Below are 13849 nucleotides of genomic sequence, written 5' to 3'. Positions count from 1 at the left end.
AAGAAACTAAAATTATTTGATTTTAGCTTCTTTGAAGATTACGTGTTGACGGATTTTTGGATCAAATTTTTTGATTTCCATTTTTTCCGGCATAGTACGTTTGTTCTTAGTCGTGGTATAGAAATAACCTGTACCAGCTGAAGAAACTAAGCGAATTTTATCACGCATGGTTCAGACTCCTTAGATCTTTTGACCTTGAGCACGTAGGTCAGCAACAACCTTTTCAATGCCCAATTTGTCGATAATACGCATACCTTTAGTGGTTAAACGAAGACGTACAAAACGTTTTTCGCTTTCTAACCAGAAACGGTGGTGGTGCAGGTTCGGCTCGAACCGGCGCTTAGTTTTGTTGTTGGCGTGTGAGACGTTGTTACCAACGACTGGACGCTTGCCGGTAACTTGGCAAACCTTAGACATGGTGTAACTCCATTGATTCAGCCAACAGCAAATCTGTATGGCCAGTCAAAAATAAACGGATTGAAATCATTCAAGGGGCGTTTTATATCAAAAATGCGCTTAAAAGACAAGCGATTTTCGTCAAAACGCGGCACGAACTATATCGATAGCTCATGCCTTGATCATTTAGCGGAGAAGTGTCTTCGAAATCAGCTTGTGAATCGGTTTATTGAACGGTGGCAGAATGTATTTCAAGCTGTACAGCTTTGGATTCGACATTACTGAGCGTTCATGCGACAAACTGAAGAAGCCTTCTGGGCCATGGTATTTACCCATACCTGATGCACCGACACCCCCAAATGGTAGATCGTCCTGCGCAACATGGGTCAGTACCGTATTTTGCCCGAAATGCCCTGAATGGGTACGCTGTGCGACATAATCGGCACGCGCCTGATCAAAGTCGAAGTAGTATAAAGCAAGTGGACGTGGACGGCTATTAATAAAGTCGATGACATCGTCAATTTGATCATATTCCATGATCGGTAACAGTGGGCCAAAGATTTCATGCTGCATGATCTGCATCATCGGGGTGACATTGGTCACGATGGTCGGTGCAATCTTGCGCAGATCAGCCGAGTTTTCACTACGCGGATTAATTTCAATGACTTGCGCACCCTGTTCACGCGCATCATCCAGATAGCCTTGCAGACGGTTATATTGTTTGACATTAATAATCGAGGTGTAATCCTGATTATGGGTGATATCCGGATACATGCTTTCGACACAGGCTTTAAAGTGATCAATGAACTCGGCAGTTTTTCCGAGAGGCAGGAACATATAGTCTGGCGCTACACAGGTCTGACCGGCATTCCAGAGTTTGCCCACCGCAATCCGCTGCGCGACATCGCGCAGATCAATCGATGGATGCACCAGTACTGGCGATTTACCGCCCAGTTCCAGAATCACCGGCACCAGATTTTCGGCAGCGGCTGCCATGACGGTTTTACCGACTGCAGTTGAGCCGGTGAAAATCAGTTTATCGAAAGGCAAACGACAGAAAGCATCTGAAATCACACCGCCACCATTCACCACAGCGACCAATTCTTTAGGGAAGGCTTCAGCCAAAGCTTTTTCTAAAACTTCACCAAAGGCAGCGGATGCACTGGAAATTTTGATCATGGCATGGTTGCCGGCCGCCAGTGCGCAAATCAGGGGGCCAATCGACAACAACAGCGGATAGTTCCATGGTGCGATAATCCCAACCACGCCTAAAGGCTGATATTGTACCCAGGCTTTAGCCGGCTGATGAATAATGCCGACATGACGCTTGGAGGGTTTCATCCACCGGGTCAGGTTTTTGCTGTAATATTTGATATGTTCCAGACAGGTGAGCAGTTCACCAATCTTGGTTTCCCCGATTGAACGGTTACCATAGTCCTGATTAATTGCATCAGCAAATTGATCTTGATACTTAACTAAGATACGCTTAAGTCGAGCTAAACGATCGATACGTTCCTTTGCAGTCGGCAGAGGGTAGTGTAAGTAAGCGTGTTTTTGTTGCGCCAAGACTTCATTCAGATATTGGCTATCAAAAAAATGTGGTGTCATTGATGTTGTTTTTGTGTGACTGTTCATGCCGCACTACCATTATTCAAAAATCGATTAATTAATTTTTAGAGCAAATACTCTAATTAGTCAAGTGACTTTGTGTGTTAGCCTACTAATGCATGAACTGAATGGTTATTTTAGGATGTCCCAAACCAAAACCTTAAAAACTAAAGAGCGTATCTTGCAGCTCAGTTTACAGCTGTTTAACGAGCGTGGCGAACGATCGGTAACCACCAATCACATTGCGGCTGAACTCGGCATGAGCCCGGGTAACCTGTATTATCATTTCCGCAATAAAAATGAAATTATTAAAGAATTGATGGAACAGTACCAGCACCAGACGCTAGAAATGTTGGCGCTGCCGGATGACCGTGCGTTGGATGCCAATGACAAGGTGCATTATTTTCAGGTGCTGAGCAGCCAGCTATGGGCTTATCGTTTCCTGCATCGTGACGTCTATCATCTGGTAGAAAATAACGAAGATTTTCGTAAGATGTATCCACGCTTTGCCGGGCAGGTCATGCAGCAGGGCCAGAAAATCTATAAGGGCTTTGTCAATGCAGGCCTGATGGACATGACCGATTCAGAAATTGAAGCACTGATCATTAACCTGTGGATTGTACTGACCAACTGGACCAATTTCCTGTATATGTCAGGTCATTTGACCGATTCCAATACGCTGGAAGAAAAATGGGTCTGGCAGGCACTCCGTCAAATGGTATTCTTGGAAGGGGCATATTTACGTGGTGAAAGTCGTCAAACCTATGAAGGTTTATTGAGTAGTTTGGGCTCTTCGGAACTTTTTGCCAGCCTGTCGTCGTCTAAAGATTCTGAATCTGAACAAACTATTCAGAATATCCAAGAAACGCGCTAGAATACTCGGCTTATTTTTTAATTTAACTGATTAGTGACTTAAACCAACATGAATATGACGACTGCTAACACCGCACGTTTATTGATTACTTGTGAAGACAAGCCGGGCATCGTGCAGGCTGTTTCGAGCTTCTTGTATCATCAAGGTGCCAACATTACTGCGCTTGACCAATATGCGACAGCAGCGCAGGGCGGACGTTACTTCATGCGCGTTGAATTTGAATTAGATAATCTTCAAAGTCGAAAAGAAAGTATTACTCAGACTTTTGCAGCAAATGTGGCGGAACGCTATGGCATGCAATGGCGTCTGGCGCTGGTCAGTGACGTGAAAAAAGTCGGTATTCTGGTGTCTAAGGTCGATCATGCCTTGCTTGAGCTGTTATGGCGTCATGCGCGTGGTGGCCTACCTTGTGAAATTACCAAAGTGGTATCGAATCACGAGACTTTACGCGAAGCAGTTGAAAACTTTGGCATTCCATTCGAAGTCGTGCCGGTGACCAAAGACAACAAACCAGAAGCTTATGCAGAAATCGACCAGTTGATGCAGGGCAATGACCTGTTGGTGCTGGCGCGTTATATGCAGATTCTGGATGAAGAATTTGTCAGCAAGTGGGAAATGAAAGTGATCAATATTCACCATTCTTTCCTGCCAGCTTTCGTAGGTGCCAATCCGTACAAACAGGCCTATGAAAAAGGGGTGAAGCTGATCGGTGCAACTGCGCACTATGTCACTGCTGATCTGGATCAAGGTCCAATCATCGAGCAGGATGTGGAGCGCGTGAACCATGACTTTACCGTTGAACAGTTACGTGAACTCGGTCAGGACGTGGAACGTAATGTATTGGCCCGTGCGGTAAAATGGCATTTGGAAGACCGTATTATTGTCGATGGTAACAAGACTGTCGTGTTCCAATAAGACTTGCATTGAGTTTTAAAAAGGCATACTTTTAGTGTGCCTTTTTTGTTTTGATGCAAAAAAAGTCAGTCAAAGGCAGGATTAGCGGTTGCAAATGAAAACACTTCTCATTTATTATTGGCATACTTTAATTGTGCTAACCGATGAGCTTGATAGTTTGTTCCACATCATCTCCTCAAGGTAATAGATTTAATGAGTCAAGTTGCTGCGCCCCAAATGCCTACACCGCCGAATCAGATGAAAAAGAAAGTCATCGCTATCCTGGCGGCTGTACTAATTGGGCATGTGGGTGTGTTATATGCGATCAGCCAGATGAAAGCACCTGAGCTGACACCCATTGATAAGCAACCCTTAAAAGTGCGCTTTGTAAAACTCCAGGAAGCGCCAAAACCTTTACCGCCAAAGCCGAAGGCCGAGCCACAAAAAGAGCCGCCTAAGCCAAAAGAAGTCAAAATTGTCGATAAACCACTGCCACCACCACCGAAAAAAGTAGAAAAAATCGAGCAGGTGAAAAAGGCTGAAGCGCCAAAAGTGGTTAAAGCACCGCCAGTTGAAGCAAAACCAACCCCAAGTCCGGTTGTACCGACAGTAGTCACTGAAACTAAAGTTAAACCGGCACCTGCTCCAGTCGCGCCACCTGCGCCTGTGGCACCGCCAGCACCTGCTGCGCCACCATCCCCGAAAAGTGTATCAATTGGTGGGGGTGTGTCCTGGCAGCGTTCACCAAAAGTCTCACTCTCTGCAGGTGAATTAAAATCAGCCTGTTCACTGGTAGTAGATGTTTCAGCGAATGAGCAGGGTAAAGTGGTCTCTGCGACTGCACGAAATTCAAGTTGTAGCCCGGCGGTAACGCGCAAAGTAGAAGCAGCGGTACGTCGTGCACAACTCACCAAATATGTTGAAAATGGTGTGGCTTATCCAACACGCGTGGAACAGCCTTTCGATTTTCAGGTTAAATAACGGCTCACCCATTAGGAGTTCGAATATGAACTTTTCAGTTTATTGGCAACACGCTGATGCAGTCAGTAAAACGCTGTATTTCGTGTTATTGGCAATGTCGATTGCGACATGGACCATTTTTGTGCTGCGTTTGATGGGCACGCGCCAACTGAAACAGATTGCCTATGCGCAGTTATCTAAAGCATTGGAACAACTGAAAACCAAACTGGCTCCTTTAGGCTTTGAACAGCGTAAGGCAGTGGCAGAACAGGCACTGTTACGCCAGATTTCAGCAGAAAAAGCCAATGCCGAAAAAGGTGTATCAGTTCTGGGTACCATCGCATCGATTTCTCCATTTGTCGGTTTGTTCGGTACGGTATGGGGCATCTTCCATGCGCTGGTTGCTGTTGGTAAAAGTGGTCAGGCTGGTCTGGCACAAGTGGCAACCCCAGTCGGTGAAGCGTTAATTATGACTGGCTTAGGTCTGGCAGTCGCAATTCCTGCGGTACTAGCTTATAACATCTGTGTCCGTGCCAATCGTGGCTTGGCTCATGAATTACAAGATCAGGCACACGGTCTGTTAATTGATACCATGCTGCAACAGGAATCTGCTGCAAAAAAGCCTGATGAAAAAGTAACACAACAGAGTTTCGTGGGAGGTCAAGCTTAATGGCTTTTCAACTGGGTGAAGACAACGATGTAGGCATGAATGAGATGAACCTCATTCCCCTCATCGACATTATGTTGGTATTGATGATCATCTTTCTGGTGACAGCGACCGTTGCGAACCCATCAATTCCATTAACCTTGCCACAAACCACTGCGGAGATTATCGATCTGCCGCCTGAAAATGTCACGATCAGCATCAATGCCGAAGGTGACATTGCCTGGAATGGCGATGTACTGACGCTAGAGCAGCTTGAAACCCGTTTTAATGAAGCGGGCCAAGCTGAACGTCAGCCGACCATTGTGCTGAAAGCGGATAAAGAATCACGTTATGACTCAGTGGCGCAAGTCATGTCGCGTGCGAGTGGAGCCGGACTCAGCGATATTGCTTTTGCAACTGATAACTAAGATTTAGGTAATAAAAAAAGCGACTGATTGCAGTCGCTTTTTTTATGCCCATTTTTCATGAAACTTAATGGGTTTTTAAGAGGGTCGTAAATTTGCTGCGTAATTTATTCAATTTTGGAGGAATGGCAAAATTACAATAGCCCTGGGTCGGGTTCTTGGCAAAGAAGTTTTGATGATAGTCTTCCGCCGGATAGAAAGTTGGGGTAGGGCTCAGTTCAGTCACCACATTGATGCCATCGGCTTTCAGGGCATTGATCGCCTGCTGCGCCTGTTGCTGCTGCTCATCATTCAGATAATAAATCACAGAACGGTACTGGGTGCCGACATCATTGCCCTGACGGTTTAATGTAGTTGGATCATGGGTCGCAAAAAATACATCGAGCAACTGGGTATAGTTAATCTGGTTTTCATCGAAATCGATCAGAATGACTTCGGCATGGCCGGTATTGCCACCACAGACATCATCATAGTTTGGCTGAGTTGTGTGCCCACCTGCATAGCCACTGATGACCTGCTGAACCCCCTGGATCTGTAAAAATACGGCTTCAGTACACCAAAAGCATCCCCCACCGAAAAGTGCCTGTTGCATGGTTGATTCCTCATTCAATTAAATAACTCAATCGGGCTGATGGTTAAATTCCAGCTCATCAGTATGAAAGATAAAAAAGCCTGTCCATACAGGCTTTTTGTAGGGAAGTATTAACGCGGCTGAACAGCACTTTCTAGCTGGATCAAGAGATTCCCATGGCGATCCAGTAATTTTAAGGTTTTACCAAATACTTGATAATGTGTCACTTTGGCTAAAGCTTCATTAAATTTCTGATCAAGCTGATCGTTGTTCATACAGGCCATACGGGTAGTGGCCATTTGGTTCAGGGTCAGCGTGTCTTTCGCTGCTGTGTAACTGCCCATAATCCGGTTACAGCTATCTGAACCTGAAACGCGCTGGGTACTGGCATCAAATTGCAGACTCGGAACATTGCGTGCGGTTGGCGCAGTCTTGATTTCAGTATTACCAATCTGGGTCGCAATCCAAGTACGATTTTGCAAAAGTTGTAAATGATTCGCGGTTTGTGTCGTGGCTGTATTGGGCACAGTTTCGCAGCCCATGACCGTTAGAACCGAGCCTAAAATCGCGATTGCAGTTAATTTTTTTAGCATGAGAGATACTCTGATCATTGACTAGCTATTTGTATATAAACAAAAAAATGATCAAGGTTCCAGTTGATTTTGTATCTTTATTGAAGTGGATTTGCTACACAGTTATCGCATGTCGGGTTTTGGTAGGCCCTGCCGGATCAGGCGTGAATAGTCCTGACTGGAGAGATTAGCGGTGCGTTCTACCCGTGGATTAACGTGCGCACGTTGATACCAAGTTTGCATATCCCAAGACTGTTCCAGTACTTTGAGATCATAGAGATAATTTGGTAAATAGCCGGAGGCCAGCAGTCGGTAATCTGAGGGTAGCTGTTGTTGCGATACCGCCTGAACCATATCAAAGACCAGTGTGGTGCAATTACTGGTCAGGGTATTGTACCATTTTGGCTTTTGTGACAGTTCATCGGCCTGACGCAGATATTCCTTGAATAGCGCTTTAGCCTGAGCTTGTGGCATCTTTACCGGGAAAAAATAGACCTGTTCACCACGGACATTGCTGCGGGTATAGACAATATCCTTTTCGTCTGATGCAACCAGACTCAGTTCATATTTTCGGAAAAAGCCACCAATTGCTGAAAATTCTTCATTCTTTTCCTTGCGGATTTCAATCGAGAAGGTGAGTGGCTTTTGATTGGTAAAATCGAAGCTGACCAAGGTATGGGCAATTTTAGGCCCCATCCAGTAGGAAGTAATGATGTTCACGCCAGTAATCTGATTCAGGTCAAAACTACGGCTTTCCCAGCGTTCGATATAGCGACCATCGGCCTGCCAGTCAAAGTTGCGGATATTGTACAAAGTGACCTGATCGCCTTGCTGCTCATAATGCAGGAGCTGGGCAACCTCAGGATTCCATTCCCGATCCTGACGCGCTTCCAGACTAAAATATCCCAGCAGACAAAACAAAAAGGCCAGAAGATAAAGAACGCTATCGACTTGGCGGGAGATCAGATGCCGGGTGAAATAAATTCCGAGAACGACCAGCGCAAAGGTCAGCCAGAGTCCAATCAGCATCAAGCTGCCGATTTTGCCGATGGGTTGATGCACCCAAAGCATCAGGCTGAGCCACAAACTCGACAGAAGGACGAATAAAGTAAACAGGCTACCCAGCAGCCACAGACTCCAATGTCTAGAGATATATTCGCGTCCCTGCATCATCACTTTTTCATGAGAAATAGGCTTTATTTTCTGTAGGTTGCGAACTCAAATGCAATGCCGGTTTTGTCGTCGATATGTTGCTCGGCAGCGACCTTTTTAAATTCCGCCGGAATCTCTGGATAATAGGCATCGCCCTGTACATCCAGTTCGACATGCGTCAGTTCCATACGGTCTGTGATCTCCATGGTCTGTTTAAAGATTTCACCGCCACCAATGATGAAAATGGTGTCAGGCTTTTCTGAAGCCTTCACATCTGCCACGGCCTGACTCAGCGCGTCTTCAATGCTATAAGCGACTTTGGTACCTGCAAATGCCCAGTCTGGATCACGGGTAATGACCCAATTCACCCGTTTAGGCAAGGTACGTCCCATCGATTCTAGTGTCTTGCGACCCATCACCACCACACCGCCTTGGGTGATTTCCTTGAAGTGTTTCAGGTCGGCAGAGATATGCCAAGGTAGGTCATTGCCCTTGCCGATACAACGCTGCTGATCCATGGCAACGACGTGTACAACTTCTAAATCTTGAAATGACATGTATTGAATCCTTCTTATCAAGCCCAAAGTCCTTCGTGTAATTTTTTACTGGTACGAAAGAAAGGTTAAAAATCTATATTGATTGCCTTCATGCTTTAGGGCTAGGAATATATTTTGAAAGGAGGTGGCGATTCACGCGTGGTAAAAAACCTCTTCCTAGCCCTCTCCTAGGAGGAGGGGGAACTTTATAATAAAGAAAATTAAACAGCGACAGGGGCTTTAATTCCTGGATGAGATTCATAACCGACAATTTCGATATCTTCAAATTTGAAATCGAACAGGTCTTTAATCTCGGGATTTAGTTTTAATTGACAAAGGCCGAGTGGCTCACGGCTGAGCTGTAATTGTGCCTGTTCAAAATGGTTGCTGTACAAGTGGGTATCGCCACCAGTCCAGACAAAGTCACCAACCTCCAGATCACAGACTTGCGCGATCATATGCGTCAACAAGGCATAGCTGGCAATATTAAATGGCACACCCAAAAATACATCAGCACTGCGCTGATACAACTGACAAGACAATTTTCCATTGTGTACAAAGAACTGGAACAGGGTATGGCAAGGGGGTAATGCGACCTGACCTGCTTCATTCGGGTTCCAGCCAGAGATAATCAGACGACGCGAATTTGGATTGGTTTTAATTTCATTGATCAACCATTTGATCTGGTCAAAACCGTCCTGATTATAGCTATTGTCTGCATTTTTGCTGGCACCAAAATTACGCCATTGGTGACCGTAAACTGGACCAAGTTCGCCTTCAGGACGGCCAAAACGCGCAGTCTGTTCTGCGGTCGCCCATTCGTCCCAAATCGAGACTTTATTGTCTTTTAAATATTGAACATTGGTATCGCCTTTCAGAAACCACAACAATTCAATCACGATAGAACGGAAATGAACTTTTTTGGTGGTGAGTAAAGGAAAACCTTGGGAAAGATCAAAGCGCATCTGATGACCAAATACCGAACGTGTACCTGTACCGGTACGGTCGCCTTTATCGCCGCCGTTGTCGAGGATATGTTGTAAAAGGTCAAGATATTGGCGCATAGTTCTCTCTATTTGAATCTGTTGAAAATCGCCGTTTTAACAGCAGAATGGATTATTTTATAATCAATTTTCTGTCGAAAGGGACAATTTAAATTGCGCACATCATAGCATTTTTTGATGAGCTTTCATCGCCCAAATTGAGAATAAAAAAGACCTCCTGATGGAGGTCTTTTGATTGCAGCTTAAACGGTTTTATTGCCAGTATGCACTGTATGAATCAGATTAGACAGATCATAGCCCAAGGATTCTGCATAACTTAAATATTCGCGTTGAGTGGCTTCGTCCAGACTGGTACCGCGATGCAATAGCCATAAATATTCTTTATTCGGTTCGCCTACAAGCGCCGTCTGATAATCGGAGTCGATTTTTAATACCCAATAATCGCCCTTGGTAAACGGAATCCAACGCAGGCCTTCAGGTAAAAAACTGACTTCGAGCTTGGCATGTTCTGCATCGACAATGGTCGCTTCAGCAATGGCTTCATCCAGCTTACCCTCACCATCCAGACAGCGGTTCTGAACCCGAACCTTGCCATTTTCATTCAAGCTATATACCGCAGAAATATCGGTGCTGTTCTCGGGTTGGTGTTTCATCGGCAAACGTGCAATTTCATACCAGGTGCCTAAATATTGTTCTAAATTAAAATTTGAAACGGTACTTAAAGTCTGACTCATTTTTCTTCTCCGTTTAGTTCAATATTTAAAAATGCCGAATCAGTGTAATACAGGGTGCAAAGCTCAAAATGATGTAATCATGTAGTGAAATGTTGTCTGAAAATGGCCGAGCTACAGCTTAAAGTCACACGTTTGAGTAGAAAAAAATAAGGACTCATTTTGTATAAGTCAGGCTAAAAAGGCTTTGGAGTTGGCTTTGCTTTACATTTTTTTTGCAAAGATGATGGGTTTTGTAACTGTATTAGAAAGAACGGCTTAATTTGAATGCCGCAAAAATAGACAAATTTATTTACATTTTTAATGTGAAAGATAACATTTAAACGACTAGTATTCTCGGCTTGTTAACAATATGAAAGCCTAAATTACAGGCGAGGAGCGGTTGGTAAGGCATGATGTATGATCATCAAGTAAACATGAGCGAAGTATATGCTCCTGTCCAAGCGAATATCATGGTGCGTTCCCAATCGGAGCAAAGACCTAAAAAGTCATCCCAAAAAGCCACTGTCCGTAACGCTTCAGGCGTAAGCAATGGCCATCGTATCAATATCGAGAAATTTACCAGTTATCTGCAAGGCATTACCCGAAATACCAGTACACAGAAATGTGCGCGCAGTATTCGTGTCGGTCTGCAATCTTCTGGTGCGAAAATTGTGAATCATCCGGTCGCAGCAGCAGATTGGGGAAGTACCCTGATGCAGCTGGGTTATAAGAAAATTAATGCTTCTTTTGATCGGCCGAAAAAAGGCGATATCTATATTATTGACCGTACTCAGGGACATAAATATGGACATATCGCGGCTTATTCAGGTAGTGCCTGGGTATCGGATTTTAAACAGCGAGATCATGCGGTTTATCGCAATAAAAACGTGACTTATAGTTACTATCGTCTGGAAACTTACTTCTAAGAAAACACTGCGAAGTGATCAGTCCTCAAAACGCTTCGCACGGCTTTCATAGATTGAAACGATAAATAATCCAATCGCGGCAAAGCCAAGACATTGCAGACCCAAGGCAAATTTGCCCCATTGCTGGTGCTGTTCTGGTAAATAGCCAAACAGGGTAATTAAGGCAATGATGGGAATGACCCGGCTCAAGGCGCTAAAGCCATTTGCATAGGGATTGGATTTTGAGATTTTCAGGCGGAAATGGTGTAGTAAATGCACGACAATTCCAATCGCTAAACTCACCCCCACAAATACCGGATCTAACTGGGCCACAGTCGATGCTGTATAAATCAAAATACAGGTCGCGATGATGGCGATGAGTTTGATTTGACGGCTACAGCGTTCCGAATACCAGAACTCAAGCATGGGGTGAACCTGCATCTGATTTGTTCTGATTGAGCAGGGACAGTGGAGAAAACAGACAAATTGCCAGTGCCATAAAGGCAATGCCTTGTGCACCCGGAATCAGGATTTCACCCTGTTGCATATTCATAAAAACTAAAGCAATCAATAAGGCAATTGGAATCCAGGTCAGTAATCTATACAGCAAACCGGTCGGATTTTTGCTGGCAAAGTGGATTTTGCAGTAACGACAGATCAGAAAAATGATGCCGGTCCCGACAAACATCAAAATAGAATCTAAGGGCAGTGGTTGCATCCAGTACAAGCCTGCAGCTGTCGCTGCAATCACAATAAAGATCAATAGTTTTTTGAGAACAGATACTTGCGGATTAAACCAGAACTCAAGCATAATGATGAAAGAATAGAAGAGATAATCGGCACTTTAGCATATTTTGAGTATAAAAAAGCGAGGCCTCTGCCTCGCTAAATTACGCGATTTTCTCAGCTATTTTTTTGTGGACCCCAGTCATATATTTTCTTCTGGTAGGCATACCACATCATCCACAAGCCAATCAGGATCATTGGCAGGCTCAGGAATTGTCCTTTGCTCATCCAGCCAATAAACAGCTGACCATTGTCCGGCTCACGGAAGAATTCAACCACAAAACGTGCCAGGCCATAACCGATCAGGAACAGCGCAGAAACTGCCATACGTGGACGAGGCTTGGAACTGAACCACCATAAGACAATAAACAGGATCAGGCCTTCACACAGCGCCTGATAGAGTTGAGATGGATGACGCACCAGTTGCAGGGGATCGGTCGGAAAGATCATGCCCCAGGCAAAGTTTGGGTCGGTGACCTGACGGCCATACAGTTCGCCACCAATAAAGTTACCAATTCGGCCAAACATCAAGCCTGTCGGTACGCAAGGTGCGATAAAATCCAGAGTCTGGAACCAGGTCATCTTATATTTCTTGCACCACCACAACATGGCCAGAATGACCCCGAGGAAACCGCCATGGAAACTCATACCGCCGGTCCAGATCTGGAACAGCCATAAAGGATCGGCCAGGAACTGGGAAAAACCGTAGAAGAAGACATAACCGACACGGCCACCAATGATCACACCGAGTGCACCGAAGAAAATCAGGTCAGACACCATATCCGGTGTCCAGCCACGTTGTTTGGCGCGAAACGTCGCCAATCCCCAGGCAAATAAAAATGCCAGTAAGTACATCAGTCCATACCAGTGGACTTGTAAGGGCCCGAGCGAAATCGCGACGGGATCAATATTGGGATAGGTGAGCATTCCTGTTCCTTGTGATTCTGTTTTGCACAGATTTTAGCTTAAAGCAAAGAAAAATGTTGTACATTCAATGTGTAAAGATCGAGGGCATCAATTATGTGTATCGTGGCATTGGCTTGGAAGGTTCTGGATCAGAGCCCATTATGTCTGATTTCAAATCGGGATGAGTTCTATCAGCGTCCTACTCAGGAGCTACACGAATGGGAGAATAGTCCGATAATTGCCGGGCAGGATCTACAGTCGGGTGGTACCTGGATGGGTATTACAGCTTCCGGTCGTTGGGCGGTGATTACCAATTTTCGTGATGGACAGGACAAAGGGCATTATCCGACTTCACGTGGACATATCATCCAGAACTTTTTAGATTCTGACTTAACACCGATCCGATTTGCCCAAGATCTGGAACAACGCCAGTGTGACTATGCTGGTTTTAACCTGTTTATCGGCGATCAAGAGCAGGCCGTATATATGAGCAATCGCGGTGAAGAACCACAAGTACTTGCGCATGGCGTATATGTGGTTTCGAATGGCCTGATGAGCGAAGACTGGTACAAGACCCGACATTTACGTAAACGCTTTACCCAGGAATTTTTACCGATGCTGCAACAACAGGAGATCGCAGAAGCAGATTTGTGTCATGCTGTTTGGGATATTCTGGAAGACGAACGCAAGGTGATTCCTGAACTTCTGCCAGACACCGGCATCTCCGTGGAAATGGAACAACTGCTGTCTTCGACTTTTATTCAGAGTCCGGCCTATGGCACCCGCTGCTCAAATTTTTTGAGAATGCAGCAGAGACAATGGCACTGGATCGAAAAGTCACAACAAGGAACAACCGCAGGTCAAACTATTGAGAAAATAATTAGCCTGAAATAATCACCGG

General features: G+C 45.0%; 19 protein-coding genes. 7 read left to right on the top strand and 12 right to left on the bottom strand.

The window, feature by feature from the left end; genetic code table 11:
- Positions 1–12 precede the first annotated feature (12 nt).
- The 3 genes from rpmG to MTX11_RS02460 form a co-directional block, all read right to left on the bottom strand.
- Entirely contained in the window at positions 13–168 is a 156-nt protein-coding gene (gene rpmG, locus MTX11_RS02470; RefSeq protein WP_001205031.1) for a 50S ribosomal protein L33, read from the bottom strand.
- 12 nt (positions 169–180) lie between these two features.
- Positions 181–417 (bottom strand): 50S ribosomal protein L28, encoded by a 237-nt coding sequence (gene rpmB / locus MTX11_RS02465; protein ID WP_000048256.1) that lies wholly within the window; start codon positions 415–417, stop codon positions 181–183.
- Between the two features lie 165 nt (positions 418–582).
- The gene (locus MTX11_RS02460) at positions 583–2031 is read right to left on the bottom strand and encodes a coniferyl aldehyde dehydrogenase (RefSeq protein WP_004278439.1); all 1449 of its coding nucleotides are present in this window, start codon (positions 2029–2031) and stop codon (positions 583–585) included.
- Between the two features lie 115 nt (positions 2032–2146).
- Here MTX11_RS02460 and MTX11_RS02455 point away from each other — a divergent pair, with 115 nt between their 5' ends.
- The 5 genes from MTX11_RS02455 (at position 2147) to MTX11_RS02435 (ending at position 5806) form a co-directional block, all read left to right on the top strand.
- Positions 2147–2878 (top strand): TetR/AcrR family transcriptional regulator, encoded by a 732-nt coding sequence (locus MTX11_RS02455; RefSeq protein WP_034437998.1) that lies wholly within the window; start codon positions 2147–2149, stop codon positions 2876–2878.
- A 48-nt stretch (positions 2879–2926) separates the two neighbouring features.
- A complete protein-coding gene (purU, locus tag MTX11_RS02450; RefSeq protein WP_004278437.1) occupies positions 2927–3793 on the top strand; it encodes a formyltetrahydrofolate deformylase in 867 nt (288 codons plus the stop codon).
- A gap of 192 nt (positions 3794–3985) precedes the next feature.
- Positions 3986–4753 carry an energy transducer TonB gene (locus MTX11_RS02445; RefSeq protein WP_243474265.1) on the top strand — a complete coding sequence of 256 codons (768 nt, stop codon included), beginning with the start codon at positions 3986–3988 and terminating at the stop codon, positions 4751–4753.
- Between the two features lie 25 nt (positions 4754–4778).
- Entirely contained in the window at positions 4779–5402 is a 624-nt protein-coding gene (locus MTX11_RS02440) for a MotA/TolQ/ExbB proton channel family protein (protein ID WP_004278435.1), read from the top strand.
- Positions 5402–5806, top strand: coding sequence for an ExbD/TolR family protein (locus MTX11_RS02435; RefSeq protein WP_004278434.1), 405 nt, complete (start codon positions 5402–5404; stop codon positions 5804–5806). The genes MTX11_RS02440 and MTX11_RS02435 overlap by 1 nt, the downstream gene beginning before the upstream one ends.
- Before the next feature lie 64 nt (positions 5807–5870).
- Here the strand turns inward: MTX11_RS02435 and msrA are convergent, their stop codons facing one another.
- The 6 genes from msrA to MTX11_RS02405 form a co-directional block, all read right to left on the bottom strand.
- The gene (gene msrA, locus MTX11_RS02430; RefSeq protein WP_180180906.1) at positions 5871–6395 is read right to left on the bottom strand and encodes a peptide-methionine (S)-S-oxide reductase MsrA; all 525 of its coding nucleotides are present in this window, start codon (positions 6393–6395) and stop codon (positions 5871–5873) included.
- Positions 6396–6505: 110 nt separating this feature from the next.
- On the bottom strand, positions 6506–6967 hold the full coding sequence (locus MTX11_RS02425) for an META domain-containing protein (protein WP_004278432.1): 462 nt from the start codon (positions 6965–6967) through the stop codon (positions 6506–6508).
- 102 nt (positions 6968–7069) lie between these two features.
- Positions 7070–8119 carry an Lnb N-terminal periplasmic domain-containing protein gene (locus tag MTX11_RS02420; RefSeq protein ID WP_243474264.1) on the bottom strand — a complete coding sequence of 350 codons (1050 nt, stop codon included), beginning with the start codon at positions 8117–8119 and terminating at the stop codon, positions 7070–7072.
- 23 nt (positions 8120–8142) lie between these two features.
- Positions 8143–8655 (bottom strand): dihydrofolate reductase, encoded by a 513-nt coding sequence (locus tag MTX11_RS02415; protein ID WP_243474263.1) that lies wholly within the window; start codon positions 8653–8655, stop codon positions 8143–8145.
- Positions 8656–8855: 200 nt separating this feature from the next.
- Entirely contained in the window at positions 8856–9698 is an 843-nt protein-coding gene (gene thyA / locus MTX11_RS02410; protein ID WP_004729505.1) for a thymidylate synthase, read from the bottom strand.
- Between the two features lie 182 nt (positions 9699–9880).
- Positions 9881–10372, bottom strand: coding sequence for a lipocalin family protein (locus MTX11_RS02405; protein WP_243474262.1), 492 nt, complete (start codon positions 10370–10372; stop codon positions 9881–9883).
- A gap of 389 nt (positions 10373–10761) precedes the next feature.
- Between MTX11_RS02405 and MTX11_RS02400 the strand changes: the two genes are divergently transcribed.
- Positions 10762–11277: a CHAP domain-containing protein gene (locus tag MTX11_RS02400; protein WP_243474261.1), complete on the top strand. Its 516-nt coding sequence runs from the start codon at positions 10762–10764 to the stop codon at positions 11275–11277.
- An 18-nt stretch (positions 11278–11295) separates the two neighbouring features.
- Here MTX11_RS02400 and MTX11_RS02395 read toward each other — a convergent pair whose 3' ends face one another.
- The 3 genes from MTX11_RS02395 to lgt all read right to left on the bottom strand — a co-directional run bounded on the left by MTX11_RS02395 (position 11296) and on the right by lgt (position 12969).
- Positions 11296–11682, bottom strand: coding sequence for a hypothetical protein (locus MTX11_RS02395; RefSeq protein WP_005107934.1), 387 nt, complete (start codon positions 11680–11682; stop codon positions 11296–11298).
- The gene (locus MTX11_RS02390) at positions 11675–12067 is read right to left on the bottom strand and encodes a hypothetical protein (RefSeq protein ID WP_005245942.1); all 393 of its coding nucleotides are present in this window, start codon (positions 12065–12067) and stop codon (positions 11675–11677) included. The genes MTX11_RS02395 and MTX11_RS02390 overlap by 8 nt, the downstream gene beginning before the upstream one ends.
- A gap of 92 nt (positions 12068–12159) precedes the next feature.
- Positions 12160–12969 (bottom strand): prolipoprotein diacylglyceryl transferase, encoded by an 810-nt coding sequence (lgt, locus tag MTX11_RS02385; protein ID WP_005107931.1) that lies wholly within the window; start codon positions 12967–12969, stop codon positions 12160–12162.
- A 93-nt stretch (positions 12970–13062) separates the two neighbouring features.
- Between lgt and MTX11_RS02380 the strand changes: the two genes are divergently transcribed.
- Positions 13063–13842: an NRDE family protein gene (locus tag MTX11_RS02380; RefSeq protein ID WP_243474260.1), complete on the top strand. Its 780-nt coding sequence runs from the start codon at positions 13063–13065 to the stop codon at positions 13840–13842.
- Positions 13843–13849 lie beyond the last annotated feature (7 nt).

This window comes from Acinetobacter lwoffii (genome assembly GCF_022809915.1).
GTDB lineage: Bacteria > Pseudomonadota > Gammaproteobacteria > Pseudomonadales > Moraxellaceae > Acinetobacter > Acinetobacter lwoffii_M.
The sequence above is the reverse complement of the archived record's forward strand: the minus strand, read 5'-3'. Positions and strand labels throughout refer to the sequence as shown.

What these genes read in the sequence shown, in the direction of transcription:
- MTX11_RS02455 (WP_034437998.1), top strand. Translation starts at nt 2,147, where the DNA reads ATGTCCCAAACCAAAACCTTAAAAACTAAAGAGCGTATCTTGCAGCTC.
- msrA (WP_180180906.1), bottom strand. Translation starts at nt 6,395, where the DNA reads ATGCAACAGGCACTTTTCGGTGGGGGATGCTTTTGGTGTACTGAAGCC.
- MTX11_RS02390 (WP_005245942.1), bottom strand. Translation starts at nt 12,067, where the DNA reads ATGCTTGAGTTCTGGTTTAATCCGCAAGTATCTGTTCTCAAAAAACTA.
- MTX11_RS02425 (WP_004278432.1), bottom strand. Translation starts at nt 6,967, where the DNA reads ATGCTAAAAAAATTAACTGCAATCGCGATTTTAGGCTCGGTTCTAACG.
- MTX11_RS02400 (WP_243474261.1), top strand. Translation starts at nt 10,762, where the DNA reads ATGATGTATGATCATCAAGTAAACATGAGCGAAGTATATGCTCCTGTC.
- rpmG (WP_001205031.1), bottom strand. Translation starts at nt 168, where the DNA reads ATGCGTGATAAAATTCGCTTAGTTTCTTCAGCTGGTACAGGTTATTTC.
- lgt (WP_005107931.1), bottom strand. Translation starts at nt 12,969, where the DNA reads ATGCTCACCTATCCCAATATTGATCCCGTCGCGATTTCGCTCGGGCCC.
- MTX11_RS02435 (WP_004278434.1), top strand. Translation starts at nt 5,402, where the DNA reads ATGGCTTTTCAACTGGGTGAAGACAACGATGTAGGCATGAATGAGATG.
- MTX11_RS02420 (WP_243474264.1), bottom strand. Translation starts at nt 8,119, where the DNA reads ATGATGCAGGGACGCGAATATATCTCTAGACATTGGAGTCTGTGGCTG.
- MTX11_RS02415 (WP_243474263.1), bottom strand. Translation starts at nt 8,655, where the DNA reads ATGTCATTTCAAGATTTAGAAGTTGTACACGTCGTTGCCATGGATCAG.
- MTX11_RS02460 (WP_004278439.1), bottom strand. Translation starts at nt 2,031, where the DNA reads ATGAACAGTCACACAAAAACAACATCAATGACACCACATTTTTTTGAT.
- MTX11_RS02395 (WP_005107934.1), bottom strand. Translation starts at nt 11,682, where the DNA reads ATGCTTGAGTTCTGGTATTCGGAACGCTGTAGCCGTCAAATCAAACTC.
- MTX11_RS02380 (WP_243474260.1), top strand. Translation starts at nt 13,063, where the DNA reads ATGTGTATCGTGGCATTGGCTTGGAAGGTTCTGGATCAGAGCCCATTA.
- rpmB (WP_000048256.1), bottom strand. Translation starts at nt 417, where the DNA reads ATGTCTAAGGTTTGCCAAGTTACCGGCAAGCGTCCAGTCGTTGGTAAC.
- purU (WP_004278437.1), top strand. Translation starts at nt 2,927, where the DNA reads ATGAATATGACGACTGCTAACACCGCACGTTTATTGATTACTTGTGAA.
- thyA (WP_004729505.1), bottom strand. Translation starts at nt 9,698, where the DNA reads ATGCGCCAATATCTTGACCTTTTACAACATATCCTCGACAACGGCGGC.
- MTX11_RS02440 (WP_004278435.1), top strand. Translation starts at nt 4,779, where the DNA reads ATGAACTTTTCAGTTTATTGGCAACACGCTGATGCAGTCAGTAAAACG.
- MTX11_RS02405 (WP_243474262.1), bottom strand. Translation starts at nt 10,372, where the DNA reads ATGAGTCAGACTTTAAGTACCGTTTCAAATTTTAATTTAGAACAATAT.
- MTX11_RS02445 (WP_243474265.1), top strand. Translation starts at nt 3,986, where the DNA reads ATGAGTCAAGTTGCTGCGCCCCAAATGCCTACACCGCCGAATCAGATG.